The sequence below is a fragment of the uncultured Mailhella sp. genome (genome assembly GCF_963931295.1).
Lineage (GTDB): Bacteria > Desulfobacterota > Desulfovibrionia > Desulfovibrionales > Desulfovibrionaceae > Mailhella.
The window spans coordinates 1,842,827-1,868,487 of the sequence record NZ_OZ007001.1; the positions used below are offsets into that span (position 1 = coordinate 1,842,827).

General features: G+C 60.0%; 26 protein-coding genes. 17 read left to right on the forward strand and 9 right to left on the reverse strand.

Features of this window, described 5'->3' with window-relative positions; genetic code table 11:
* Position 1: 1 nt before the first annotated feature.
* Together ABGT79_RS07590 and ABGT79_RS07595 are read left to right on the forward strand one after the other, a co-directional pair.
* Positions 2–808 carry an amino acid racemase gene (locus tag ABGT79_RS07590; RefSeq protein ID WP_346665691.1) on the forward strand — a complete coding sequence of 269 codons (807 nt, stop codon included), beginning with the start codon at positions 2–4 and terminating at the stop codon, positions 806–808.
* A gap of 13 nt (positions 809–821) precedes the next feature.
* Positions 822–1,820 carry a D-cysteine desulfhydrase gene (locus ABGT79_RS07595; RefSeq protein WP_346665692.1) on the forward strand — a complete coding sequence of 333 codons (999 nt, stop codon included), beginning with the start codon at positions 822–824 and terminating at the stop codon, positions 1,818–1,820.
* Between the two features lie 12 nt (positions 1,821–1,832).
* On the opposite strand, the gene ABGT79_RS07600 is transcribed toward ABGT79_RS07595, so the two are convergent.
* Positions 1,833–2,048, reverse strand: coding sequence for a hypothetical protein (locus ABGT79_RS07600; RefSeq protein ID WP_346665693.1), 216 nt, complete (start codon positions 2,046–2,048; stop codon positions 1,833–1,835).
* A 102-nt stretch (positions 2,049–2,150) separates the two neighbouring features.
* On the opposite strand from ABGT79_RS07600, the gene ABGT79_RS07605 reads away from it, so the two are divergent.
* Positions 2,151–2,819, forward strand: a complete 669-nt coding sequence (locus tag ABGT79_RS07605) for a GntR family transcriptional regulator (RefSeq protein ID WP_346665694.1) — start codon at positions 2,151–2,153, stop codon at positions 2,817–2,819.
* Between the two features lie 489 nt (positions 2,820–3,308).
* Here ABGT79_RS07605 and ABGT79_RS07610 read toward each other — a convergent pair whose 3' ends face one another.
* The 3 genes from ABGT79_RS07610 to ABGT79_RS07620 all read right to left on the reverse strand — a co-directional run bounded on the left by ABGT79_RS07610 (position 3,309) and on the right by ABGT79_RS07620 (position 6,198).
* Positions 3,309–4,421: a L,D-transpeptidase family protein gene (locus ABGT79_RS07610; protein ID WP_346665695.1), complete on the reverse strand. Its 1,113-nt coding sequence runs from the start codon at positions 4,419–4,421 to the stop codon at positions 3,309–3,311.
* 152 nt (positions 4,422–4,573) lie between these two features.
* On the reverse strand, positions 4,574–5,872 hold the full coding sequence (gene purB / locus ABGT79_RS07615; protein WP_346665696.1) for an adenylosuccinate lyase: 1,299 nt from the start codon (positions 5,870–5,872) through the stop codon (positions 4,574–4,576).
* Positions 5,873–5,880: 8 nt separating this feature from the next.
* Positions 5,881–6,198: a zinc ribbon domain-containing protein gene (locus ABGT79_RS07620; protein WP_346665697.1), complete on the reverse strand. Its 318-nt coding sequence runs from the start codon at positions 6,196–6,198 to the stop codon at positions 5,881–5,883.
* A 430-nt stretch (positions 6,199–6,628) separates the two neighbouring features.
* Between ABGT79_RS07620 and ABGT79_RS07625 the strand changes: the two genes are divergently transcribed.
* The 7 genes from ABGT79_RS07625 to ABGT79_RS07655 all read left to right on the forward strand — a co-directional run bounded on the left by ABGT79_RS07625 (position 6,629) and on the right by ABGT79_RS07655 (position 14,010).
* The gene (locus ABGT79_RS07625) at positions 6,629–7,036 is read left to right on the forward strand and encodes a PaaI family thioesterase (protein WP_346665698.1); all 408 of its coding nucleotides are present in this window, start codon (positions 6,629–6,631) and stop codon (positions 7,034–7,036) included.
* On the forward strand, positions 7,029–8,696 hold the full coding sequence (gene coaE / locus ABGT79_RS07630; protein ID WP_346665699.1) for a dephospho-CoA kinase: 1,668 nt from the start codon (positions 7,029–7,031) through the stop codon (positions 8,694–8,696). The genes ABGT79_RS07625 and coaE overlap by 8 nt, the downstream gene beginning before the upstream one ends.
* 574 nt (positions 8,697–9,270) lie before the next feature.
* On the forward strand, positions 9,271–10,614 hold the full coding sequence (locus ABGT79_RS07635) for a circularly permuted type 2 ATP-grasp protein (RefSeq protein ID WP_346665700.1): 1,344 nt from the start codon (positions 9,271–9,273) through the stop codon (positions 10,612–10,614).
* A gap of 33 nt (positions 10,615–10,647) precedes the next feature.
* Positions 10,648–11,328 (forward strand): alpha-E domain-containing protein, encoded by a 681-nt coding sequence (locus tag ABGT79_RS07640; protein ID WP_346665701.1) that lies wholly within the window; start codon positions 10,648–10,650, stop codon positions 11,326–11,328.
* On the forward strand, positions 11,325–12,152 hold the full coding sequence (locus ABGT79_RS07645) for a transglutaminase family protein (protein ID WP_346665702.1): 828 nt from the start codon (positions 11,325–11,327) through the stop codon (positions 12,150–12,152). Before ABGT79_RS07640 ends, ABGT79_RS07645 begins: the two co-directional genes overlap by 4 nt.
* The gene (locus ABGT79_RS07650; protein WP_346665703.1) at positions 12,149–13,087 is read left to right on the forward strand and encodes a M14 family metallopeptidase; all 939 of its coding nucleotides are present in this window, start codon (positions 12,149–12,151) and stop codon (positions 13,085–13,087) included. The genes ABGT79_RS07645 and ABGT79_RS07650 overlap by 4 nt, the downstream gene beginning before the upstream one ends.
* Positions 13,084–14,010, forward strand: coding sequence for a M14 family metallopeptidase (locus ABGT79_RS07655; RefSeq protein WP_294487704.1), 927 nt, complete (start codon positions 13,084–13,086; stop codon positions 14,008–14,010). Before ABGT79_RS07650 ends, ABGT79_RS07655 begins: the two co-directional genes overlap by 4 nt.
* A gap of 237 nt (positions 14,011–14,247) precedes the next feature.
* Here ABGT79_RS07655 and tgt read toward each other — a convergent pair whose 3' ends face one another.
* The 5 genes from tgt to ABGT79_RS07680 all read right to left on the reverse strand — a co-directional run bounded on the left by tgt (position 14,248) and on the right by ABGT79_RS07680 (position 18,709).
* Positions 14,248–15,396, reverse strand: coding sequence for a tRNA guanosine(34) transglycosylase Tgt (gene tgt, locus ABGT79_RS07660; protein WP_346665704.1), 1,149 nt, complete (start codon positions 15,394–15,396; stop codon positions 14,248–14,250).
* An 18-nt stretch (positions 15,397–15,414) separates the two neighbouring features.
* Positions 15,415–16,410, reverse strand: coding sequence for a rhomboid family intramembrane serine protease (locus ABGT79_RS07665; RefSeq protein ID WP_346665705.1), 996 nt, complete (start codon positions 16,408–16,410; stop codon positions 15,415–15,417).
* 117 nt (positions 16,411–16,527) lie between these two features.
* Positions 16,528–16,740, reverse strand: a complete 213-nt coding sequence (gene rpmB, locus ABGT79_RS07670; protein ID WP_178581515.1) for a 50S ribosomal protein L28 — start codon at positions 16,738–16,740, stop codon at positions 16,528–16,530.
* 370 nt (positions 16,741–17,110) lie between these two features.
* Positions 17,111–18,130 (reverse strand): ornithine carbamoyltransferase, encoded by a 1,020-nt coding sequence (argF, locus tag ABGT79_RS07675; protein WP_346665706.1) that lies wholly within the window; start codon positions 18,128–18,130, stop codon positions 17,111–17,113.
* Positions 18,131–18,154: 24 nt separating this feature from the next.
* Complete coding sequence (locus tag ABGT79_RS07680; protein ID WP_294487688.1) at positions 18,155–18,709, reverse strand: N-acetyltransferase; 555 nt, start codon at positions 18,707–18,709, stop codon at positions 18,155–18,157.
* A gap of 291 nt (positions 18,710–19,000) precedes the next feature.
* Here ABGT79_RS07680 and gap point away from each other — a divergent pair, with 291 nt between their 5' ends.
* The 7 genes from gap (at position 19,001) to rplB (ending at position 25,661) form a co-directional block, all read left to right on the forward strand.
* Positions 19,001–20,047: a type I glyceraldehyde-3-phosphate dehydrogenase gene (gene gap, locus ABGT79_RS07685; RefSeq protein WP_294487683.1), complete on the forward strand. Its 1,047-nt coding sequence runs from the start codon at positions 19,001–19,003 to the stop codon at positions 20,045–20,047.
* A gap of 138 nt (positions 20,048–20,185) precedes the next feature.
* On the forward strand, positions 20,186–21,970 hold the full coding sequence (locus ABGT79_RS07690; protein ID WP_346665707.1) for an NAD-binding protein: 1,785 nt from the start codon (positions 20,186–20,188) through the stop codon (positions 21,968–21,970).
* 933 nt (positions 21,971–22,903) lie between these two features.
* On the forward strand, positions 22,904–23,221 hold the full coding sequence (gene rpsJ / locus ABGT79_RS07695; protein WP_077071459.1) for a 30S ribosomal protein S10: 318 nt from the start codon (positions 22,904–22,906) through the stop codon (positions 23,219–23,221).
* 11 nt (positions 23,222–23,232) lie between these two features.
* Positions 23,233–23,862 (forward strand): 50S ribosomal protein L3, encoded by a 630-nt coding sequence (rplC, locus tag ABGT79_RS07700; RefSeq protein WP_294487674.1) that lies wholly within the window; start codon positions 23,233–23,235, stop codon positions 23,860–23,862.
* Positions 23,863–23,885: 23 nt separating this feature from the next.
* Positions 23,886–24,515, forward strand: a complete 630-nt coding sequence (gene rplD / locus ABGT79_RS07705) for a 50S ribosomal protein L4 (RefSeq protein ID WP_294487671.1) — start codon at positions 23,886–23,888, stop codon at positions 24,513–24,515.
* 24 nt (positions 24,516–24,539) lie between these two features.
* Entirely contained in the window at positions 24,540–24,827 is a 288-nt protein-coding gene (gene rplW, locus ABGT79_RS07710) for a 50S ribosomal protein L23 (protein WP_178579833.1), read from the forward strand.
* Between the two features lie 3 nt (positions 24,828–24,830).
* Positions 24,831–25,661, forward strand: a complete 831-nt coding sequence (rplB, locus tag ABGT79_RS07715; protein ID WP_294487663.1) for a 50S ribosomal protein L2 — start codon at positions 24,831–24,833, stop codon at positions 25,659–25,661.

The following is a 25,661-nucleotide window of genomic DNA, read 5'->3' on the forward strand; positions in this document are numbered from 1 at the left end:
CGTGATTCAGCGTTTTGCCGATCATTCGCCCGTGCCCCGCACCATAGGCATCGTGGGGGGGCTTGGTCCCTATGCCGGGTATGACCTCGTGCGCAAGATCTTTCGCTGGACCAGGGCCAGCAAAGATCAGGATCATCTTCCCCTCATGCTTCATTCCTTCCCCGGGTGGATTCCGGAGCGTCCTGCCTTTCTGCTGGGGCAGACGAAGGAAAATCCCGGGGAGGATATCGGCGGCATCATGGCGCAGCTTGCCAGAAACGGCGCCCGCGTCATAGGCATGCCCTGCAACACGGCGCACAGCCCCCGCATTCTGAATGTAGCCCTGGAGCGCCTGCACGAAACCGGTCTGGACGTGACGTTCGTGTCGATCATTGAAAGCGCGGTGCGTCACATGCGCGCCATGTGTCCGAACGGAGGCCGCATCGGTCTCATGGGCACGGTGGCCACGCTGCAGACCCGCCTGTATCAGGACGCTCTGGAAAAGGCCGGGCTTGAGCCCGTGCTCCCGGACGACGACGAGTGCGCTCTTGTTCAGCGCGCCATCAGCGATCCTGAATTCGGCGTGAAGGCTTTTTCCGATCCTGTTTCCCCGAGGGCGCGTCAGATACTTCTCGACACCGCCCGCCGCCTTGTGGAAAAGAAACAGGTATCCGTCATACTTCTTGGCTGCACGGAAATTCCTGTTGCGGTCACGGAGACCAGTCTGCTGGATACTCCTGTCGTGGACGCCACAAGCGTGCTCGCTCGGGAACTGATCCGGGCCAGTTGTCCGGAACGACTTAAGGAACCCTCAAAACTTCAATTTTAGAGAAGGATGCATCATGAATCTCGCTAAGTTCCCCCGTCGTGGTTATGTCAAGGAAGCTACCCCCATCGAATATCTGCCCAACCTGTCCAAGGCCCTGGGCAACAAGGTCAACGTGTACATGAAGCGCGACGACCTGCTCCCCGGCTGCGCCGGCGGCAACAAGACCCGTAAGCTGGACTTCGCCATTGCCGACGCTCTGGCTCAGGGCGCCGACACCGTCATCACCTGCGGCGCCGTGCAGTCCAACCACTGCCGTCTGACCCTCGCCTGGGCCGTGCATGAAGGCCTCGACTGCCATCTCGTTCTGGAAGAACGCGTGAAGGGCAGCTACAACCCCGAAGCTTCCGGCAACAACTTCCTGTATCATCTCCTGGGCGTGAAGAGCATCACCGTGGTGCCTGGCGGCTCCCCCATGATGGAAGAAATGGAAAAGGTTGCTGAAAAGCTGCGCGCTCAGGGCAAGAAGCCCTACATCATCCCCGGCGGCGCTTCCAACCACATCGGCGCTCTGGGCTACGTTTCCTGCGCTCAGGAAATCATGCAGCAGATGTTTGAAATGGGCCTCAACTTCGACCACGTTGTGGTGCCCAGCGGCAGCGCCGGCACTCATGCCGGCATGATCGCCGGCTTCTACGGCAACAACATGGACGTGCCCATGATCGGCATCGACGTGAGCCGCCCCGGCGACGTGGAAGCAGCCATTGTTCACAAGCTGGCTCAGGAAACCCTGGACTACATCGGCGCCGGCGTGAAACTTCCTGAAGAAAAGGTCGTGTGCTTCGGCGATTACTATCAGCCCGGCTATTCCATCCCGAACGACGGCATGGTGGAAGCCGTGAAGATGGTCGCCCGCACTGAAGCCATTCTGCTTGACCCCGTGTACAGCGGCAAGGCCATGTCCGGCATGATCGACCTCATCCGCAAGGATTACTTCCCCAAGGGCGCCAACGTGCTCTTCCTGCATACCGGCGGTTCTCCGGCCCTGTACGCCTACCTGCCCACCTTCCGCTAGCAGGTAGCAGGGTCACCTGCTGAAACAGCCTCTCTCGTTCGCCCCCGGCGTCTTCACGATGCCGGGGGCGTTTTTTTCTTTCGGGTTTGGACCGATACGCTTTTCAAATGCAAAAAAATCTGACACAATCTTGAATTGAAGATTTTCTTTTGTCGGTTTCAGCGCTGCAGACTGTGTTTGCTTAATGACATCGGCGCAGAAAAACGGAATCTTTCCGCGATGTTTCATGGTCGCGGCGGTTGTAATTGAATCGCTCCGGGCGAAAGTTGTTTACCTTCTACGCATCCTTTCCGGAAAGAATGCCTTTTATTTATGATCCTTCCGTCAACTATGCAGTTTAAAAAAGAAACATACAGCATCAAGGCCGCCGAGTATATACGAGGTCTTATTCGTTCCGGAGTGCTTCAGCCCGGCCAGCCCGTGAGGGAAGCTCAGATATCGGAAAAGCTCAACATCAGCCGCGCGCCCATACGCGAAGCCCTGCTTATGCTGGCGCATCAGGGACTCATCTGCTCCGAACCCCAAAAGGGAAAATATGTTCGTTCCATGAGCGCCAAGGAAATTTACGACAGTTACGTTGTGGCAGGCATTCTTGAAGGCGCGGCCGTGGCGCACTCGCTGCCATCGTGGACGAACAAGGAGCGTGACGCCTTTGCCGAAGTGGTTCGTCGTCTCGACGATCAGGTGAACTATGCCGCGCATCTGGATACGCTTGCGGAAATAGACGAGGCCTTTCACATGACGTTGCTTTCCGCCTGCACCAACGAAAGGCTCATCGACATTGCCCGCACGTCCTGTTCTTCGCTGGCGAAGTTCCTTTACTATACCTATTGGCGTACTTTGTTCACGCCCAAGGAGTTTTACGACAGGCACATGATCATTGCCGACACCGTGGCCACAGGCGACGGAAGAAGCATCGAAATGGTGCTGCGCCGGCATTACGAGGAAGTGGGGGAACGACTTTCCCTTCTGGTGCACGAAGGGCACGAGGTTCACTGATCCGGAGAAGGCGAGAACAGGGGCGATTCTTTGTCGTTCATGGTGCGGCCCTTGGCGTCGTATGCGTGCAAGAGGGGGAAACGCGTAGTCTTCTCTGACCCGAGGAAGGAAGGGTCAATTCAGCCCTGCTTTTGTGACATTGGCTGATTTTTGATGCTCTGGACGCTGGGATGCATTGGCGCTGCGACGGGGCAGTCGTTGCGATGGGCCGAAAGCCGGAGCGAAGATTCGTGTCCTGAACTGCGAGACGCGATGAGTTCTGCGGAAGGCGCTCGTGTCGTTCAAGAGCGGCGCTTCATTCTCATGAAAAGTGGATGCAAACGCAGCGTGAGTGCGCTGCGCTTTCCCTGTGCGCCTGCGAAAGAGCTGTTCAACTTTACATCCGGCCGAACAGGAAGGCGGCCTTTCCGCGCACGCCTGCAAAGGTCGCGCCGCAACGCGCCTGCCGGACCGGCGCTTCTGCCGGAGTCGCCGTGAGACTAGCGGAACCTAGTTGTTTATCCACACCTCGCCGATGATGTGATACTCGCCGAGATCATCGGGAATCCAGTAGAGCGCCTGAAGACCGTGATGGTACTGCCCCTTGCGCTCGTAGCTCTTGATGAAGCACGACACCCAGTAGCCGGGCCCGGCCAGCAGCCGGATGCCGTCGCGGTCGAGGAAGAGGTCGTGCTGTCTGCGAAAGTCGGAACGCAGCCTCTTGCGCAGAGCGGAAAATTTTTCCCGGCTGGCGCGCGGGTAGTTTTCCCTGTCGTACATGCTGAAAATGTTTTCAGATTTTTGGAGCCTGTCGTCCATCCAGCGCAGGGTCTGGCGCAGCACCTTTTCATCGTCGCCGGAAGGCGTGACCTGCGGCGCAGCCTGCGGAGCGGACGCGGTCAGGGAAGCGCCCGGCGCGTCTGCCGTCGGCAACGCCGGAGCCTCGGCGGTTTCCGTGTGCTCCGTCAGCGGGGCGGGGACGCCGGGCAGGGTGTTGTCCTGCGCGGGAGGCGTTTGCGGCGGCATGTTGTCTTCGGCGCGGGGCAGCAGCGGCGAGGCTCCCGTTTCCGGCGAGGGCAGGGATGCCAGAGTCTTGTTCCGCACGAAGGGCTCGCCTTCGAGATGCTCCGCAATGACCACGGGCGTGCCCGGCACGAGCACGGCGAGCAGATCCGTGATTTCATGCTGATCGATGGCCATGCATCCGCGCGTGGTCAGGCCCTTTATGGGCTGGCCCTTGCTGTGCAGCCAGATGCCGCCGCCGGTTTTTCCGCGCAGCCGGTCGGCAGGATTGGGGTAGTTCAAATTGAAGGCGTGCGGCCCGTATTCCATGAAGTCGAGCTTCTGCGTGATCTTGTGCGTGATGAAGTACACGCCTTCGGGCGTGCGCAGATCGCCTTCCCGCTGCTTGTCGCCTTCGAGTCTGCCGTGGATGCAGTCGAACTGCCGCGTGATTGCGGCCTTGCCGTCCACGGTCTCTTCGACCTGAAAGAGCAGCTTGCGCGATTTGTCGGCGGCAAGAAAATATTCCGGAGTGCGGGAGGGCAGGCGGGCCGTCCAGTCGGCCGCGGCCTGGATGGGCAGCATGAGACAGAGAATAAGAAGGGAAAGGAGGCGGAACAACGGGAGTCTCCTTGGTTGTAACGTGGCCGGAGGATGCGGCGTCGATCGCCTTTCCGTTTTAAGGGAAAACGTTCGGGAACACAATGCGCAAAAAAAAGAGCGCCGCCTCCGGCGAACCGGGAGCGGCGCTCTTTCAGAATGCGGAAATCAGACTACTTTTCCGCGAGCACGCGGTCGATGATTTCGGCCTCGTAGCGGGTGTAGTGATTGATGTTGAAGATGGCGTCGAGTTCCTCGGGCGAGAGGTGCGCCTGAATTTCCGCGTCCGAACGGATGAGGTCCGGGAAGGACTTGTGGGTTTCCCAGCTTTCCATGGCGCGCTTCTGCACGACTACGTAGGCCTGCTGACGGGGCATGTTCTTTTCAATGAGCGCGGTGAGCACGCGCTGGGAGAAGAACAGGCCGTAGCTGCCCCAGAGATTGCGTTCCACGTTTTCGGGCAGAATGCGCAGGCCTTCGAGCAGGCGGTTGAGGCGGTGCAGAACGTAGTCCATGAGAATGGTGGAGTCGGGAGTGATGATGCGCTCCACCGAGGAGTGACTGATGTCGCGCTCGTGCCACAGGGCCTGATTTTCCATGGAAGCGAGCGAGTTGGACCGGATGACGCGGGCCAGACCGCACATGTTTTCCGCGGAAATGGGATTGCGCTTGTGGGGCATGGCGGAGGAGCCCTTCTGGCCCTTGGCGAAGCCTTCTTCCACTTCATGCACTTCGGTGCGCTGGAGGTGGCGCAGTTCCACGCAGATGCGCTCCACGGTGCCCGCGGCGATGGCGAGCGCGGTGAAGTAGTGGGCGTAGCGGTCGCGCTGGACGATCTGGGTGGAGATGATGTCGGCTTTGAGTCCGAGAATTTCGCAGGCGCGGGCTTCCACGGCGGGAGTGATGACGGTGTAGGTGCCCATGGCGCCGGAGAGCTTGCCGGTGCGGATGTCTTCAATGGCGTCGGCAAAGCGCTTCTTGTCGCGCATGAATTCGGCATAGAATCCGGCGAACTTGAAGCCGTAGGTCACGGGTTCGCCGTGAACGCCGTGGGAGCGGCCCATGCAGATGAGGCCCTGATGCTTGCGGATGAAGGCGCGCAGCGTGTCGAGCACGAGGTCGAAGCCGTCCATGATGATCTTGCCGGCTTCCACCATCTGGAGGGCCATGGCGGTGTCCACGATGTCGGAAGAGGTGCAGCCCAGATGGATGAAGCGCGCGGAGGGGCCGATCTTCTGTTCGAGATAGGTGAGGAAGGCGATGATGTCGTGGCGGGTCACGGACTCGATTTCAAGAATCTTGTCCACGTCGAAGTCCACGTCCTGCATGATGTTCTTCAGGTCTTCGTCGGGAATGACTCCCTGCTCGTTCCAGGCCCGGCACACGGCCTGTTCCACCTTGAACCAGTAGCGATAGCGGTTTTCCAGTGTCCAGAGTCCGGCCATCTCGGGCCGGGAGTAGCGTTCGATCATGGCGACCTCTATTTCGTTCCGGCGGGCGATTCCGCGCTCTTGGCGGGCGCCGGGCTTTCGGTTTTGGGAGCGGCGCTTTTTTCTTCCGGCTTGCTGTCGGAAACGGAGGGCACGCCCTTGCTTTTGTCGAAAAGGTTGCTGGTCCCGTGCCCGTAGGAGGAGGCGAACCAGCCGCCGCCCTTGAGGATGAAGGAAGTATTGGAAATCACCCGATGGCAGGAGGTTCCGCAGTCGGGGCAGGGCTGGGTTTCGGCGTCGTCGCCGGAACGGAGCCACTCTTCAAAGGTTTTCTGACACTGAGGGCAGGCGTATTCGTAAATAGGCATGGGAAAAGAAAAGGGTTGAGAGAAAAAACAGGAACGGCGTGTCTGCAGAAAAGAGCCGACACGCCGGAAACTGGCTCTGCAACCGGAAGGCCGCAGGAATCCGCAGACCAGAATTACTTCTTGGCAGCGGCCTTGGCTTCGTGGATGCGTTCCTTGATGCGCTGGGCACGACGATGACGACGGCGATCAAGTTCCTTGGCGCGTTCGATCTTTTTATGGGCCATGAGATTGCTCCTTAAAAGAAAATGTATCCAGAATGTATAAACTCTCCGAACGGCGCTGTCCAGTGAAAGAAGGGCGTCGGAGGCGCGCGGGCGGGCTTTTCCTGCGTTTTTTTCGGCGGGGCCCTGCGGATTCGCGGCTTGCCAGGCCGGGCCGCCGCGCGTATTCTCGCGCCCTGAAACGATTTTTACGCATGAGGAGTCGCACGATGGGCTGTGATGTCGTCACGGAAGGAACGCTGTCCGCGCTGCTGGGCATTCGGGTGGAAGGTTTTGACGCGGAAGGAAACGGCGAAGTTTCCATGCCGCTGGACTCCCGTCATCTCAACGTGATGGGAAACGCCCACGGCGGGGCCATATTCACGCTGGCCGACATGGCCTTTGCGGCCGGCTGCCGCGGCGCAGGCATTCTGTGCGTGAGCGCGCAGTGTTCCATTTCCTATCTTTTGCCGGGAACCTGCGGCCCGCTCCGGGCGAAGGCTTTGCCCGTGCGTCTGGGGCGCACGCTCGCGGTGTACGACATCATGGTGTACGACGGCGAAGGGCGCAACATCGCCAAGGCCGTCATGACCGGATACGTGCTGAAGAAGCTGGACTGCGGTGACGCCCATGACTGACGACACGCGGACGGAAGAGTTTTCCGGTGAGCTGGAATCCGCCGATGACGACGTCCTGCAGACGCCGTGCGACGGACAGAAGCGGCGCTTTGAGGTTCCTGCGGGTTCGAAGAAGATGCGCCTGGACGCCTTTCTCGGAACGGCGGCGGAGCTTTCCCGCAGCCGGGTGAAGAAGCTGGTGGAGCAGGGCGGCTGTCTTGTGGACGGCGCGCCCTGTGCGGATGCCGATTACAGGGTGCGTCCCGGTCAGATTGTGGAGCTCTCCATGCCCGGAGCGTCGGACGCGCTGGCGCCGGAAGAGGGGCCGCTCGACATCGTGTACAGCGATGCGGACATCGCCGTGGTCAACAAGCCCGCCGGGCTGACCATGCATCCGTGTCCGAGCTGCCCTTCGGGCACGCTGGTGCATCGGATGCTGTCGCGCTTTCCGCAGCTTGCGCTTCAGGAAGGGCCGCGGCCCGGCATCGTGCATCGTCTGGACAAGGACACCTCCGGCCTTGTGATCGTGGCGCTTTCGGAACGGGCCAGGCTGCGGCTCATCGAAGATTTTGCGCAGCGCCGCGTGCATAAGACCTATCTTGCGGTCACGCGCGGGGTGCCTCCGGCCGAAGGAACCAGCGATTTGCCCATCGGACGGCATCCTACGATAAAAACGCGCATGGCCGTGGTGCCCGAGGAGAAGGGCGGGCGCTGCGCGCTCACCAGGTGGAGCACGCTTTACGCGTCGCCTTCCGGCCGTTTTGCGCTGCTTGCCGTGCGCCTGTTCACCGGACGCACGCATCAGATACGCGTGCATCTTGCTCAGGCGGGCTTTCCGCTGTGGGGCGACGCCGTGTACGGCCCCAATGATAAGACTTCGCCCGCCGCGCGGCAGCTTCTTCACGCCTGGAAGCTGGAGTTTGCGCATCCGGTGAGCGGCGAGCCCATGAGCTTCACGTGCCCGCCGCCGGAAGATTTTCCCCGCGCCATGCTGGCGCTGGAGCGCTGCATGCGCCGGGTCATTCTCACGGGCATGCCGGGCTGCGGCAAGTCGGCCGTGCTCGAACGCATGGAGGCGCGCCGCATTCCCGTGTGGAGCGCGGACAAGGCCGTGGCCGCGCAGTATCAGCCCGGCGCGGACGGCTGGCGTCTCATGCGTCAGCGCTGGGGCGACGCTTTTTTCGACGACTCGGGCCGGGTGAACCGCGCGGCGCTCACCAGACTGCTTGCGGAAACGCCGGGCATGCGGCGCGAGCTTGAACGCATGATTCATCCGCTGGTGCGCGATTCCATGGAGACGTTTTTCCGGAAGTCGCAGGAGCGCGGGGAAGGCGTGGCCGTGGCGGAAGTGCCGCTCTGGTTTGAAACGGGGTGGACGTGCCCGGGCGCGGATATTGCGGTCATCGTCTGCCCGGACGACGTGCGCCATGCGCGCCTTCGCGAGACGCGGAGCTGGAGCGACGTCAAAATCGCCGCCGTGGAGAGCTGGCAGTGGAAGCAGGAGGACAAGATTGCGGCGGCTGATCTTCTGATCCGCAACGACGGCACGCTGGATGACCTCGACCGGGAAGTCGGCGCGTTTCTTGACGCGCTCGCCGCAAGGCAGAAGAGCGGGGAAGCCGTACTTGAGGAAAGGTGGCGCAAGCTGTGGAGCGGTGAAGAAGGGCAGACGCGGGACTGACGGCGGACTTTCTGCGGCGTTCGCGGGGCAATCCCCGCCGCAGTTCATGGCCGGGCCGCACGCGCCCAGCCTGCCGCATCTGCGCGGAATGCGTGCAGTGCCGGCAGCTCGCGGCGTTCGTACTGCCGCGCGTCTGAAAAGCGCGCTGCCGCACAGGCTCTTTGTCGGCCTTTGCGGCGTGCTCTGCCGTGCGCCGCGTTGCTCCCTTTGGCAGAAAGAGAGCCGTTTTCGTGGAGACGGATTTGTAAGTCTTGCGCGATGTTGAATACAAAAAAATCTTAATGATGTATCGGCAATACATTAATGCATTGTTGCCGAAACATGCCGACAACCGATAGTGTCTGTTATCTTGGGCACTTTCTGCATTATTTGCGTTCGGCTCCTGTTTTCGCCGCACAGAGCCGGACTAATGTCCTGTTTGCGCCTGTCTGAATACTGACGTTCCTTTTTTGTTCTTATATTTCAGCATTATGCCGTGAATGTAAAAAAGAAGCCCCGGGAGGGCTTTTTTTTTGGACAACCTGGTACATTTTTTGCATTATTAAAGTCGGAACATATCAAGCAGGAGTCCGACATGTATTCACTCGTAGAAAGCCGTGAAGCTGTGAACAACTGGTTGGAACGCTACGGCGTGCGCTTTGGAATCTATAAAAACGGGAAGTTCAAAGAACAGCTCTTCCCCTTTGATCCCATTCCCCGCGTCATTGAGCCCGAAGAATGGGCCTATCTTGAAAAGGGACTTGCGCAGCGCGTCAGAGCTCTCAATCTGTTTCTTGCCGACGTTTACGGCGAAAAGAACATCATTAAAAATAACATTGTGCCCAAATCCTTCGTCTATGCCTCCAAAGGCTATCTTCCTCAGTGCGAGGGCATTCGTCCGCCGCACGGCGTGTTCGCCCACATAGCCGGCATAGATCTGGTGCAGGCCAGGGACGGAAGCTGGTTCGTTCTGGAAGACAATCTCCGCATTCCTTCCGGCGCGTCCTATCCGCTCATCGCCCGCTCCATCTCCCGCAAGGTGAGCCCGGAAACGTTTGCCGCCAACCATATCGAAGACAACCGCGACTATCCGCAGCTTCTGAAGCACACCATGGACGACATGAACGTCAACGGCGGACTGAACGTGGTCTTCACGCCCGGGCGCTACAATTCCGCGTTTTTTGAACATTCCTATCTCGCGGAACGCACGGGAGCCGTGCTGGCGTTTCCCGGCGATCTTCTTGTGGAAGACAACCATGTGTACTATCAGGGCATTTTCCACGAAAAAACGCTGGTGGGAGCCATCTACCGTCGCGTGTCCGACGAGTATCTCGATCCCATGGCCTTTGAGCCGGATTCCCTCCTCGGCGTGCCGAACCTCATGCAGGCCTACGCCGCGGGCAACGTGGCCGTGCTGAACTGTCCCGGCAACGGCGTGGCCGACGACAAGGGGCTTTACTACTTCGTGCCCCGCATGGTGGAATACTATCTCGGCGAAAAGGCCATACTGCAGAATGCGCCCACCTATCTCCCCTATTACGAGGAAGACAGAGATTACGTGCTCGCCAACGCGGAAAGGCTGGTCATCAAGGACGTGAGCGAGGCCGGCGGCTACGGCGTGGTGTTCGGGCGCGACCTGGAACACGACCGCCTGGAAAAGCTGAAGGATCTCATTCGTTCCGAACCCCGCCGCTGGATTGCGCAGGAAGTCATCAATTTCAAGGATCTGGAAACCATGGAAGATCACGGCGTGGTCTATCGCAAGGCCGATCTGCGCGCCTTTGTGCTCTCTTCCTCCGACGGCGAGGTGGTCTGGAAAAGCGGACTCACCCGTTTTGCCCGTCAGGCCGATTCCTTCGTGGTCAACTCCAGTCAGGGAGGCGGCTTCAAGGACACCTGGGTCATGCGCGATCATCAGTCGCATCTGAAATCCTTGTAGAATCTTCCACCGTTATCGAAAAAAGGACGCGTCATGTCTTCCATATCTCCCGCCAAGGCCAATCATCTTTTCTGGCTGGGGCGCTACGCCGAGCGTCTCTTCGCCCAGCTTCATTTCCTGCGCCGGTACTACGATCTGTGCCTGGATGAAGGCCGGGAAGACGCTCTTCAGATCTACTGCCGCAAGCTTTCTCTGACCAACTGCCCTGCCGACAGGGAAAGTTTTCTGTATCAGCACCTTTTCGAGAATACGCCGGGCTCTCTGCTGTACTGCCTGGAATGCCTGAACGACAACAGCATCGTGCTGCGCGAGGAACTTACCACGGCCTCCATCAGCTATGTGAACCTCTGCATGGCCACGATCAATCATTGCCGCCACAAGCAGGACATCAACATCGTTCGGCTTCAGCCCCTCACCGACTATATTCTCGCCTTCTGGGGCTCGGTGTTCCAGCACGTGACCAATATTGCCACGCTGGACATGCTTTTTATCGGCAAGCATGTGGAATACATTGATATGTATTCAAGGTTCGACTACCCGTTCAGCCGCGTGGCCGCGGAGTGGGAAAGTCTGGATCATCGTCTCGGGCACATTGAAGACATGGTGGACGGGCGTTGCAGAAACAGGCTCAGGGAGATATTCTCCGACGGGCGCGACTACGGGAAGAAACTTCCCGACGTGCTTGGTTCGTTGAACTCCCTGGTCCTGGTATGAAGCAGTTTTTTTACCGTTACGAAAGTCATATTCATTTTTCCTCGCCGGTTTCCGCCCATTCCTGGCTTTTGCGGTGCGTGCCGAAGTCGGAGCCTTTCCAGCAGGTGGAACGGGCTCTGCTGCGCGCAAGCGTCGCGCAGGACGATGAGAACGAATTTGTACTGCCCGTCAGCGACGGGCTCGACGCCTTCGGCAACGCCGTGCAGACGGGGTACGTTGCCGGGGCGCATGTTCGATTCAGCATCGTGTCCGAGGGCGTGGTGCGTCAGACGCCGTACCGCATTTGCGGCACGGCGCACGGCATGTTTCTGGCGCATACCGCGCTGACCCTTCCCGACGAGGACATGAAGCGCTTTGCCGCGCAGGTGGGCAAAGGGGACTTCGCAGTTGCGGACGCTTCGGAAGAGATCGGCGGGCCCGCGTTTGCGAAGGCGCTTTCGCTGTGCGGGGCGGTGCATGCACGCATGAGCTATGTTCCCGGCGTGACCACGGTGAACACCACCGCGGCGCAGGCCTTTGCGCTGGGGCAGGGCGTCTGTCAGGATTACGCCCACGTGCTTCTTGCCCTGCTGCGTCTGTGCGGCATTCCGGCGCGGTACGCCTGCGGCTACCTTGTCGGCGAGGGAGCCAGTCACGCCTGGGTGGAGTTTTTCGATCAGGGAGTGTGGAGAGGGCTCGACCCCACCAACAACCGTTTGCTCCGTTATGGCTGCATCAAGGTGGCGCACGGCCGAGACAGCGCCGACTGTTCCGTGAACAGGGGCGTGTTCAGCGGCCCGGCCGCGCAGCGGAACACCCTAGACATCAAAGTGGAACAAGCATGATAAAAACCGTCATATCCACGGAGCTGCCCGTGGACGAGCATCTGCTCATCCGCAAGAACAGCATTGTTTCCGGCTCCGGCAAAAAACGCATCTGCATCGTCACCGGCACGCACGGCGACGAACTGGAAGGGCAGTACATCTGCTATCGCATCGGCAGCATTCTGCAGGAACATCCCGAATGCCTGGACGGCACGGTGGAAATCTATCCTGCGCTCAATCCGCTGGGAATAGACTCCATCACGCGCGGCATTCCCAACTTCGATCTGGACATGAACCGCATTTTCCCCGGCGATCCCAGGGGCAGCATGGCGGAAAATACGGCCTACAACATCATTGAGGATCTGAAGGGCGCGGATCTCGTGCTGGACATTCATTCCAGCAACATTTTCCTGTACGAGGTGCCGCAGGTCCGCATCAATCAGCTGACCGCGGAGCGGCTGGTGCCGCTGGCCAAGCATCTGAATCTGGATTTTCTGTGGGTGCATGAGGCCGCCACCGTGCTGGAAGCCACGCTGGCCTATTCCCTCAACGCCCTGAACACGCCCACGCTGGTGGTGGAAATGGGCGTGGGCATGCGCATTACCAAGAGCTACGGCGATCAGCTCGTGGGCGGCATTCTGAACCTGATGCGTCATCTCGGCGTCTGGAAGGGCGAGGTGCCTGAGCCTGCGCCCGGACACAAGACCATACTTTCCACCGGCGGCACCGTGGAATTCATCAACGCGTCCGCGTCGGGCGTGTTCATTCCGCTCATCCGTCAGTCCAATCAGGTCGAGGCCGGGCAGTCCATTGGGCGCATCGTCGATCCGCTGCGCGGCGTGGTGCTCCAGGAAGTGGCCGTGGAAAAACCGGGATTCGTCTTCACCATCCGGGCATACCCCGTCGTGTACGAAGGGTCGCTGCTCGCGCGCGTGTACAGGGAGGACAACGCATGAAACGTGAACGTCTTTTCGTCATGCCGTCTCCGTTCCGCGACGAGTTCCGCATTCACGGCTTCCGCTTCGGTTCCGGCAAAAAGAGTCTCGCCGTGGTGGGAGCCATGCGCGGCGATGAACTTCAGCAGCAGTTCGTCTGTTCGCGCCTTGTCCACAAGCTTCAGGATCTGGAAGAGCGCGGCGAACTCATGCCCGGCCATGAGATTCTCGTCATTCCCTCGGCGAACCCCTTTGCCATGAACATCGGCAAGCGCTTCTGGGCCATGGACAACACCGACATCAACCGGATGTTCCCCGGCTACGCGCTCGGCGAAACCACGCAGCGCATCGCCTCGGCGCTGTTCGAGCACATTCAGGGCTATGAATTCGGCGTGCAGCTCGCGAGCTACTACCTCGCCGGAGACTTCATTCCCCATGTGCGCATGATGCACACCGGCTACGAAAACGTGGAACTCGCTCAGGGCTTCGGTCTGCCCTACACGCTGGTGCGCAATCCTCTGCCCATCGACACCACCACGCTGAACTACAACTGGCAGATCTGGGAAACGCAGGCGTTTTCCGTGTACGCCGGACATACCGGCGTCATCGACGTCGCCACCGCCGACGACAGCCTGGCCGCCATTCTGCGCTTCATGGCGCTGCACGGCATCATCCGCTACCGCTCTCATCCGGGCTACTATTCCCAGGTGGTGCAGGAAGAGGAACTCATCAACGTCAAGGCCTGCCGGGCGGGCATCATGTACTGCACCTGCCGCCCCGACGACGTGGTGCGGCGTCATCAGCACCTTGCCAGCATTCTTGATCCCTATGACGGCTCCGTGCGCTGGGAGGTTCGCGCCCCTGCCGACGGCACGGTGTTCTTCATGCAGACGCGTCCGCTGGTGCTGGAAAATTCCATGCTGTTCCGGCTCATCGCAAGCTGAACGAGATTGCAGAGGCATTCTGGCCGGCGTCTTCGACGCCGGCCTTTGCGTTTAAATGCCTCGCCCTCGGGCGGGAAATTTTTGTGCCGGTCTGTTGCGTCGCCGAAGCTGCGGGCCCGGGGCCTTCCGACGCTCGCAGGGCGCGGCGGAGCAGAAGGGATCGACGCACGAAAAAGGGCGCGCCCGATCGGGCGCGCCCTTGCTGTGCCGACGGCGTCGGCAAAAACGGCGGATGAATTAAAGTTCCGGCGCGTCGAAGAGCGCGTCCTCTTCGGGGTATTTGGCCTCGTATTCCGCCTTGAAAGCGGCGTATCTGCCTTCGAGAATGGCCTTTCTTGCGCCTCGCACCATGTTGAGGAAGTAGGTGAGATTGTGCAGGGAATTGAGGCGGAAGGCGAGCAGTTCCTGACTGACGTACAGGTGGCGCAGGTAGGCCTTGCTGAACGTGCGGCAGGTGTAGCAGTTGCATTTCGGATCGAGGGGGCTGTCGTCTTCGGCATACTGGAGGCGCTTGATGTTGATCTTGCCTTCCGAGGTGTAGAGCGTGCCGTTGCGGGCGTTGCGGGTGGGCAGCACGCAGTCGAACATGTCCACGCCTGCCTCTATGCCGTGCAGAATGTCCAGCGGCGTGCCCACGCCCATGAGATAGCGCGGCTTGTCCTGCGGCAGCACGGGGTTGAGCACGCGCAGATTCTTCATCATGAGATTCTTGGGTTCGCCCACGGCCAGGCCGCCGATGGCGTAGCCCTCGAATCCGATGTTCATGAGTTGCCTTGCCGAGGCTTCGCGAAGCTCGGGGAAGGTGCAGCCCTGCACGATGCCGAAGAGAAGATTGCCCGCGCTTCCCGCCGGATAGGCGTCGCGGCAGCGCTGCGCCCATTCGGTGGTGCGCTTTACGGCCTTTTCGGCTTCTTCATGGGAGGCTCCGTAACCGAGGCACACGTCGAGCGGCATCATGATGTCGGAATTGAGATTGCGCTGGATGGAAATGACCTTTTCCGGCGTGAACATGTGTTTGGAGCCGTCGATGTGCGAGCGGAATTCCACGCCGTCGGGCTTCATCTTGTTCAGCTTGCTCAGGCTGAAGGCCTGAAAGCCGCCGCTGTCCGTGAGGATGGGCTTGTTCCAGCGGATGAATTCGTGCAGACCGCCGCGCCGGGCCACGAGTTCGTCGCCGGGGCGCAGGTACAGATGATAGGTGTTGCCGAGAATGATCTGCGCGCCGATGGCGTCGAGATCGTCGGGAGCGAGGGCCTTTACGCTGCCCACCGTGCCCACGGGCATGAAGATGGGCGTTTCGATGACGCCGTGCGCGGTATGGAGAAGGCCGGCGCGGGCGTTGCCGTCCTTGCCCAGGAGCTCAAAGGTGCCGGGGGCTTTGTCCATGAATGCCTCGATAGGATGTTAGAGTGCGAGATCCCAGCACAGCAGGAGGACGAGTGGCGCGGCGCAGCCGAGCGCAAATTCCAGCGGGCGGGGGAGGGCGTTATGATGCCGCAAGGCGAAGCTGACGGCAAGGCCGATGAGAAAGCCGGAAAGAAGGCCGAAAATATGCGCGGAGTAGTCCACGTTCTTGCCTTCCGCGCCGAGCATGGCCAGAAAGGCGAGGGCCGCGGCCACGGGCAGCGCCAGCCTGCGGAAGCCCCGCATGTGTGCGGGCGAGCGCACCACGATGTCGGCGCAGAGCAGGCCCACCATGCCGAACATGGCCGTGGAGAAGCCGAGGCTGGAATAGCCCGGATCGCGGTAGCACACGTTCATGGCGTTGCCCAGCATGCCGGCGGCGAGGGTTGAGGCGAGCGTGAGTCCGAGACCGAGACGCTGCGCGAGCAGAATGAGGAAGGGCGTGCCGAAGATGACGTTGCTGAAAAGGTGAAGCGTGTCGGCGTGGAGCGTGAGCGCGGTGGCTGTGCGCCACCATTCTCCGGCGCGTACTTCGGTGACGTTGAGCTTGCCGCAGCGCACCCAGTATTCCGGATCGGGCAGATGCTCGAAGGGCAGGGGCCACCAGCCCATGTAAAGCCCGTACCAGAAGACGAGAAAGAGCATGACGAGCATGGACCAGTGCGCGTTTCGGCGCAGGGGCACGGGCGGAGGCGGGGGCGTTTTTTCCGATTCCAGGGCGGCAAGCTCGCTTCGCGCCACGTCTTCAAACATGGCCGGAACAAAGGCCCGCGTCTGGGAGCCGTGCCCGGTGACGATATAGGGAATGTTCTTGGAGTCGAGCACGAGGCGCAGCAGTTCCATCTGCCGCGTGCCGAGGGCGGGGAGCGAGCGGCCCATGTGTCCCGGCCCGCGGAAGTCCACCACTCTCCAGCCTTCCGGCGCGCGCAGGGAACGACGCCACATGGAAACGTGGCTTTTCGGACGATGACGAAAGGCGGCTCGAAGATCGCTCATGACTCGGACGGCCCGAAGATCGCGGCGCAGGCGGCGCGGCGGAAAAGTGCGGGGGAATTATTAATCAAAAAAAGGCGGAGATGTTATCCCCGCCTTAGGAAAGATCGGCAAACCTGATTATTCGGCGTCATTCTTGACGACGGGCTTCACCACGGCGCCGGAACGGAGGCAGCGGGTGCACACGTTGATGGTGCGCACGGTGCCGTCGGCTTCCTGATGGCGGACAGCCTGCAGGTTGGGGTTGAAGCGACGCTTGGTCTTGATATTGGAATGGCTCACAAGGTTGCCCACCTGAGCTTTCTTGCCGCAGATTTCACACTGTTTACCCATGGTATATCCTCCATAAAAAAGCCCGTGTGGGGCGGAATGCTGCTGAAATTCGATACCTTTTGTATCGTAAGGACTGCTAGCAATAGCCTGAATTTTAAAAAAAGGCAAGTGGAAACGACCGCAAGTTCCGGGCCGGAACGCTTCCGCAGGCCGGAACGTTCCCGCATCTTTCCGCCGTGAACGCGCAAAACCGCCTGAATTTTCAGAACATTAAAAAATCTCTCCAAGAATTTCGGCGGCCGCCTTCGGAATCAGGCGTTTTCCCCCGATCCGCATTCCTCCAAACAAAAGTTTTCGGAAGGAGGATGGGGGCGCGGGGGGAAGGAGGAAAGCCCTTTTTCAAAAGGGGTTCCTCCTTCCCCCGCCCATCCTAGTCTTCAAAAAAGATGGGCGGCACGTCGGCGAGGGTGGCGACCATGACGGCCTTGATGGTGTGCTTGCGGTTTTCGGCTTCGTCGAAGACGATGGAGTTTGCGGATTCAAAGACTTCTTCGGTGACTTCGAGGGCGTCGAGGCCGAATTTCTGGTAGATGGACTCGCCCACGGCGGTTTCGCGGTTGTGGTAGGCGGGCAGGCAGTGCATGAACTTGCAGTTCGGGTTGCCGGTCAGCTCCATGACGCGGGCGTTCACCTGGTAGGGCAGGAGCTTTTCAATGCGTTCCTTCCATACTTCGTCGGGCTCGCCCATGGACACCCACACGTCGGTGTAGATGAAGTCGCAGCCCTTCACGCCTTCGGCCACGTTGTCGGTGCGCACGATGGTGGCGCCGGACTTTTCGGCTTCGGCGAGGCACATGTTGTAGATTTCGTCGCTGGTCTGGAGCGAGACGGGAGCCACGGAGCGGAAGTTCATGCCCATTTTGGCCGCGCCCATCATGAGGGAGTTGCCCATGTTGTAGCGGGCGTCGCCGAGGTAGGCGAAGGTGATTTCGTTGAGCGGCTTGTCGCTGTGTTCCGTCATGGTGAGGAAGTCGGCCAGAATCTGCGTGGGATGCGCTTCGTTGGTCAGGCCGTTCCACACGGGCACGGGGGAGAACTCGGCCAGTTTTTCCACGATGTTCTGTCCGTAGCCGCGGTATTCGATGCCGTCGTACATGCGGGAGAGCACGCGGGCGGTGTCGGCCATGGATTCCTTCTTGCCTATCTGCGAGCCGTCGGAAAGGTAGGTGGCGTGGGCGCCCTGGTCGTACAGGGAGGTTTCAAAGGCGCAGCGCGTGCGGGTGGACGTTTTTTCAAACACCAGGGCCACGTTCTTGCCCTTGAGGAACTGCGGTTCCTTTCCTTCCTTGCGGAGTTTCTTGAGGCGGGCGGCGAGGCGGAGCAGGTAGGAGAGCTCTTCCTGGTTGAAGTCCGCGATTTTCAGAAAGTCACGATTCTTGAGGTTGGTCATGGCAGGCTCCTGTAAGAACTGGCATCAGAAGTGCAGCATCATGCCGACTTCGTCGCATTTATAAAATTTCGGGCACTTGCTGCACTCGGCCCACACCACGGGGGAGAGCGTGTCGCGATCCACGGCGGAAAAGCCCAGCGAGGAGAAGAATCCCGGGGCCAGCGTGAAGGTGAACACGTGCGCCGCGCCGAGCGCGCGCGCGTCTTCAATGAGATCCTGCACGAGCAGGCGGCCTATGCCCTTGTGCTGAAGCTGCGGATGCACGGCCACGGAACGCACTTCGGCCAGATCTTCCCAGAGCACGTGCAGGCCGCCGCACGCAAGCACGATTTCCTTCTCGCCCGCGTTCACGGTGATGACCCGGTAGTCCTGAATGTTCTGATACAGGTACAGCGGCCCGCGGGCAAGCATGATGCGCGCCGAGGCAAACTCGTTGATGAGACTGGACATGCCGTCCACGTCCTGAATTTTTGCCTTGCGGCTGGCGAGCGTTGCCGGCAGCGAAATGCCGCTGATGTCCGGCAGCATGGACTGCTCGCCGGAAACGGCCGCCTGCGGAGCGGAAGCGAAACGATGCATGGGATTCCCCCCTCGGAAATAAAGATGAGTCAGAAAAAATATCCCCCTTGCCCCGGCTTTGCAAGGGCTTGGAAGGCTCCCGAATGTTTTTCCCGAAAGGAGAACCTCAGAAAGCATTTGCGCGCCGGGGCGTATTCTGCTATGCTCACTCCCGCTCTTGTGATTTTTTAAACACGGTGGCAGAATTCTCCCCGACGCCGGACGGAAAAGGCTGATCCGTCCGCAGACATCGGCGTCATGCCATGAGACGTTCACCGAAAGTCCCGGTCTGCCGGGCAAAGGAAAGGAATTATGAAAAAGGTTAGAGTTGCAATCAACGGCTTTGGCCGCATCGGTCGTCAGGTCTTCCGCGCCATGTACGGCAAGTACGCCGACAGCGCCGAAATCGTGGCCATCAACGACCTGATGGACGCCAACACCAATTTCCATCTGCTCCAGCACGACACCTCCTACGGTCCTTCCGCCTTCACCTGCGAAGTGGCTCCCGAAAAGACCTCCGTGGGCGGCGTGGACTGCACCATGGTCAAGGTCGGCGACTGGAATGTGGCCTGCCTCGCCGAACGTGATCCCAACAACCTGCCCTGGAAGGCTCTCGACGTGGACGTGGTGGTGGAATCCACCGGCATCTTCCGCACCGCTCCTCAGGCCGGCGTGCATCTGGAACGCGGCGCCAAGAAGGTCATCATTTCCGCTCCCGCCAAGCAGCCCGATCTCACCGTGGTCATGGGCGTGAACCAGGACATGTACGACCCCGCCAAGCACAACATTCTGTCCAACGCCTCCTGCACCACCAACTGCCTCGCTCCCGTGGCCAAGGTCATGCATGAGGAATTCGGCCTCAAGCTCGGCAGCATGGTCACCGTGCATTCCTACACCAACGACCAGCGCATCCTCGACCTGCCTCACAAGGATCTGCGTCGCGCCCGCGCCGCCGCTCTGAACATCATTCCCACCAGCACCGGTGCCGCCAAGGCCGTGGCCGAAGTGATCCCCGCCCTCAAGGGCCGCTTCTCCGGCTACGCTCTGCGCGTGCCCACCCCCACCGTCTCCATCGTGGACTTCACCGCCATTCTTGAAAAGTCCACCGACGCCGAAACCCTGGTGAACGCCTTCCGCGCCGCCGCCGAAGGCTCTCTCAAGGGCATTCTCGGCGTGAACGATCTGCCCCTCGTCTCCATGGACTTCAAGGGCGACTCCCGTTCCTCCATCGTGGAATCCGAATACTGCACCGTGCAGGACGGCAACCTCGCCAAGGTGGTGAGCTGGTACGACAACGAATGGGCCTACTCCGTCCGCGTGACCGACCTCATTCACTACATGCAGTCCAAGGGCTTCTAAGCCGGGCTCCGCTTTCGCGGAACCTCGGACGCGCGTTGTAAGATACAACCGGCAAACAGACAGGCCGCCGCTCCCAAAAGGGGCGGCGGCCTTTTTCAGACTCTTGCCTAGAAGCGCGGCTCGGAGCATACTGCCCCCATGAAATTTTTTCCCAGTCAGTTTTCTCTGTTGAGCCAGGGGAAGGGAGCGCGAAGAAACTTCGGATACTTCTTTCGCGTCATCCTCATTCTCACCGTGTTCGTGGCCGTGTTCAGCGTGCTTTTCCACTACATCATGGAATATGAAGGCCGCGACTATTCCTGGATTACCGGCCTGTACTGGACTCTGACCGTCATGTCCACGCTGGGATTCGGCGACATCACCTTCAATTCCGATCTCGGCCGCGCCTTTTCCATCGTGGTGCTGCTCACGGGCATCGTGGGGCTGCTCATCGTGCTGCCCTCGTCTTTCATTCAGTTCGTCTATACTCCGTGGCTTGAGGCGCAGAAGAAAAAGGAAGTGCAGCACAGTCTGCCGGCGTCGGCGCGCAATCACGTCATCATCGTGGGCGTGAGCCCCGTGGCGCGCAACCTTGCCCAGGTGCTGGCCAGATACGGCTTTCACAGCGTGCTTCTGTGCTCCACCACACAGCAGGCGCTGGACCTCATGGATCTCGGCCTGCACGCCGTGGTCGGCGACTACGACGACGTGCAGGTCTATCGGGGCCTGCACGCCCAGAACGCGCGTCTCGTGGTGGCTCTCGACACCGACGTGCGCAATATCAACGTGGCCTTCACATTGCGGGAACTCGACAAGAACGTGCCCATGGTCTCCCGCGCCGAGAGGGACGAATCCATCGACATCCTCAAGCTCGCGGGATGTTCCTCTGTGTTCCAGTTCCGCAAGTCGCTGGGGCGCTCCCTCACGCGCCGCGTCATCACCGACAAGCTCAGCGTGAGCCCGCTCGTCACCTTCGGCCCGCTGGTCATTGCCGAAGCCCCCGTGAAGCAGACCTCGCTTTCGGGCATGACGCTCAAGGAAAGCGATCTGCGCGGCAGAACGGGCATCAACGTGGTGGGCCTGTGGAATCACGGCGTGTTTGAGCATCCCGGGCCGGATACCGTGCTGGAAGAACACAAGGTGCTGGTCATGGCGGGCTCGCGCGAGCAGATGCAGGCCTTTTCGCGGGAGCTGGCCCGCAAGACGGAAACGGAAAAGCCCGCAGGGCGCGCGCCGGTGCTCGTCATCGGCGGCGGACGCGTGGGCACGGCGGCCGCCATGGCCCTCAAGGAACGCGGTCTCGACGTCGTGGTGGTGGACCGCTCCAACATCGCCTCGCGCATTCCGGGCATACGGGTGCAGGTGGGCGACGCTTCCGATCCGTTCACGCTGGAGCAGGCGGGCATCAAGACCTCGCCTTCCATCCTCATTACCACCCACGACGACGACACCAACATCTACCTCACCATCTACTGCCGCCGCCTGCGCCCCGACGTGCAGATCATCACCCGCACCAACCTCGACCGCAACGTTCACGTGCTGCACATGGCCGGCGCCGATCTCGTGCTTTCGCTGGCGTCCATGGTGTCCAGCCAGATCATCAACCTGCTGGAGCCGGGCAGGGTGTTCATGCTCAACGAAGGGCTGAACATTTTTCGCGCGGTGGCGGGGGAGGGGCTTGCGGGCCACAATCTCGTCAACAGCGGCATACGCAAGAACCTGCGCTGCAACGTGGTGGCCGTGAGAACCGCCCGCGGCGACATGCTGGTGAACCCCGATCCGCTGCGGGTGTTTCAGGCGACCGACGAGCTTTTCCTCATCGGCGACGCAGCGTCGGAAACCGCCTACTATGAGGAATACTGGCCGGACAGAGGCCGGAGGGAATGCGACCCCACCTGCGGCGACGAGAACAGGCACGAACCCGGACAGGGCTGGTTTGCCTGATCGCCGGGATGCCGAAAACGCGCCGACAGAAGCTCGTTTCCGGAGGCGTGCTCGGGGAAGCCTCCGGCGTTTTTTGGGAAATTTTTCCGTCGGGGAGCTTCGAGAGCATCTTCGGCAGGGCATTTAGCGGTGTTTTTTCCGTTTTTTTGCCGGACGGGGCAAAGTCGCAAAAATTTTTTTGAAAAAATGTGGAAAAGGGCTCGGAAGACATTGTTTCCGGGCCCTTTTTCGTGCGGAACATGCGGATTTAACTGCGCATGATCCTTAAGAAAAAATGAATTCTCCGTTTTTTGGCGCACACGCGGGAAAAAATGAAAATTTTTCAAAAAAAACTTGACTGCCGGGGGTAGTGAAGATACAAATAGACCTCGCCCAAGTTATGGGTGTTTCCCTGGACGGCAGGGAAGGGCAGATGGAATCTGTCCTGCTGTACTCTGAGCATTCGATCAGGGTTTTGACATTTGCAGGCGTCGCACATGCCTAAGATGTCAGACCGCAGCAATCCGGACTTCGCGGATTGCAAGGTTTTCCGGTGGATGGGCAATCCATGCGCCGGGTGTGTGTTGGCTCCTGCGGGACCACCTGTTTGACGGAATGTATTCCGTGCAGGCCGGGTTGGCGACCAGGATCGGCTTTTATGGACTTTTTGCAGGGCTCGAACGGTTGCCAATTGGTCCGTTCTTCTCTTTATCCCCCGCATACATATCCATGAGCCGAACGACTTTGATGCTTTTTCAAAGGCGTTTTTGGTCGTTGCCTGACTTTAGGTGTAGGAACGAAGGGCGCTTCTCCACGCAAGGTGAGCGTGAGCGCGCCTCATGAAATGACCGGTTCCTCTGACCGGTCAGCCGCCCTTTCGGCGGTGGATTCTCCGGTTGAAATACTCCGACAGGGATCAGCCGGAGCGGGTTTGCCAGAAAATGGAGATTCGCAATGACGACAGTTGGCAGTGATCGTATCCGTATCAAGCTTAAGGCTTACGATTACCGCATCCTGGACAAGGCTGTGGCGGAAATCGTGGACACTGCGCGCAATACCGGCGCGGGTGTGGCTGGGCCTATTCCTCTGCCCACCAACATTCACAAGTACACGATTCAGCGCTCGGTCCATGTGGACAAGAAGTCCCGTGAACAGTTCGAGATGAGGGTCCACAAGCGCCTTATGGACATCCTCGACCCCACGCAGCAGACCGTGGACGCTCTGGGCAAGCTTTCCTTGCCCGCCGGCGTGGATGTGGAAATTAAGCTCTAGAGAGGGGCGTCATGTCTGAAAAAATGGGTATTATTGGACGAAAGCTGGGCATGACCCGTATTTTCGCCGACGACGGCAGCGCTGTTGCCGTTACCGTGGTCAAGGCAGGTCCCTGCCCCGTGACCCAGGTAAAGACGGTGGAAAAGGACGGCTACAACGCTCTTCAGATCGCCTTTGAAGAAGTGGCTGAAAAGAAGGTGACCAAGGCTATGCGCGGTCACTTCGCCAAGGCCGGCGTGGCTCCCTGCCGCGAAGTTCGCGAGATCCGTCTCGCCGAACCGGCCGCCGTTGAAGTCGGTCAGGTCCTCACCGCCGAAGTGTTCGCCGCCGGCGACACCGTGAAGGTGACGGGAACCAGCATTGGTAAAGGTTATCAGGGCGTTATGCGCCGTTGGAACTTCCATGGCATTGACGATGGCCATGGCGACGAAAAGGTGCATCGTTCCGGTGGTTCCATCGGTAACAACACCTTCCCCGGACATGTGTTCAAGGGCAAGAAGATGGCCGGTCAGTGGGGCGCCGAACGCGTCACGCAGCAGGGCCTGAAGATCGTGGAAGTTCGCCCCGAGGATAACGTCATCCTTATTAAGGGTGCCGTGCCCGGACCGAAGAACGGTCTGGTGCTGGTGCGCAAGCAGTAGTGCGCAACACAGGAGATGAAGCAATGGCTGTTATGAAAGTTTACGATCAGAACAATCAGGAAGCCGGGGAAGTCACCCTCGCTCCCGAAGTGTTCGAAGTCGAAGTGAGGCCGGAGATTCTGAACCTTGTGGTTCGTGCCTATCGCGCCGCCCAGCGTGCCGGTACTCACGCCGCCAAGACCCGCGCCTTTGTGTCCGGCGGCGGCAAGAAGCCCTTCAAGCAGAAGGGCACTGGCAATGCACGCCAGGGATCCAACCGTTCGCCCATCATGCGTGGTGGCGCGATCGTCTTCGGACCCCAGCCGCGTGACTACAGCTTCAAGGTCAACAAGAAGGTGCGCGCTCTGGCTCTGCGCATGGCTCTTTCCTCCCGCGTGGCCGACGGCCTCATGGTGGTGAAGGGCATTGAACTTGCCGAAGCCAAGACGAAGCTTTTCGCCGGCGTCGCCAAGAACCTCGGCCTTACCAAGGCTCTGGTTGTGGCCGCTCCCGAAGAAAACGGCGTGAATCCCACGCTGGCTCTCGCTTCCCGCAACCTCCCTGGTATCACCCTCGTCACCCCCGATGCCGTGACTGTGTACGATGTGCTCAATTGCAAGCAGCTCGTGGTGCTGGAAGGTGCTCTGCCCCATCTGGAAGAGAGACTGAAGTAGTCGCTCGCCTTGAAAGGAATGGACATGGATTACACTAAAATTCTTCTTCGGCCCGTGGTGACCGAAAAGGCCACCGCTCTTCGTGAAGAAGGCGTGTACGCCTTTTTCGTCGATACCAAGGCCAACAAGATCGAGATCGGTAAGGCAGTGGAAGAAGCCTTCAAGGTCAAGGTCACGAATGTCAATGTCATTACGGTCAAGCCGCGCCGTCGCGTGCGTCAGGGCCGCGTGAAGGGTCGCATCCCGGGCTATCGCAAGGCCTATGTCACCCTCGCCGCTGACAACAAAATCGATTTCTTCGAGGGAGTCTAGTCAATGGCTGTTCTGAAGATGAAACCGACCTCGGCTGGACGTCGTTTCCAGACTGTGTCCGACTTCGCTGAGATCACCAGATCTACGCCGGAAAAGTCTCTCACCGAAGGTCTTACCAAGAAGAGCGGCCGCAACAACAACGGCCGCGTTACCAGCCGTCGCCGTGGCGGCGGTCATAAGCGCCTGTATCGCATCATCGACTTCAAGCGCGACAAGATGGGCATTTCCGCCCGCGTCGCCGAAATCGAATACGATCCCAACCGTACCGCCCGCATTGCTCTCTTGAACTATGCCGACGGTGAAAAGCGCTACATTCTCGCCCCCGTGGGCATTCAGCAGGGCGACGTGATTGAAGCCGGCGACAAGGCCGACATCAAGCCCGGCAACGCTCTGGCTCTGAACCGCATCCCCGTGGGCACCAACGTGCACAACATCGAGATGCATCCCGGCCGCGGCGGCCAGATGTGCCGTGCCGCCGGCACCTATGCCCAGCTCGTGGGCAAGGACGGCAAGTACGTCATCCTCCGCCTGCCTTCCGGCGAAGTCCGCAAGGTGCTCGCCACCTGCATCGCCACTGTGGGTCAGGTCGGCAATGTGCAGCATGAAAACATCAGCCTTGGCAAGGCCGGCCGCAACCGCTGGTTGAGCCGTCGTCCCAAGGTCCGCGGCGTCGCGATGAACCCTGTCGACCATCCTCTGGGTGGTGGTGAAGGTCGCAGCTCCGGTGGTCGTCATCCTGTGACTCCCTGGGGCATTCCTACCAAGGGCTACAAGACCCGCGCAAAGAAGAAGCCTTCCGGCCGTCTCATCATCAAGAGCCGCGGTCAGAAGTAA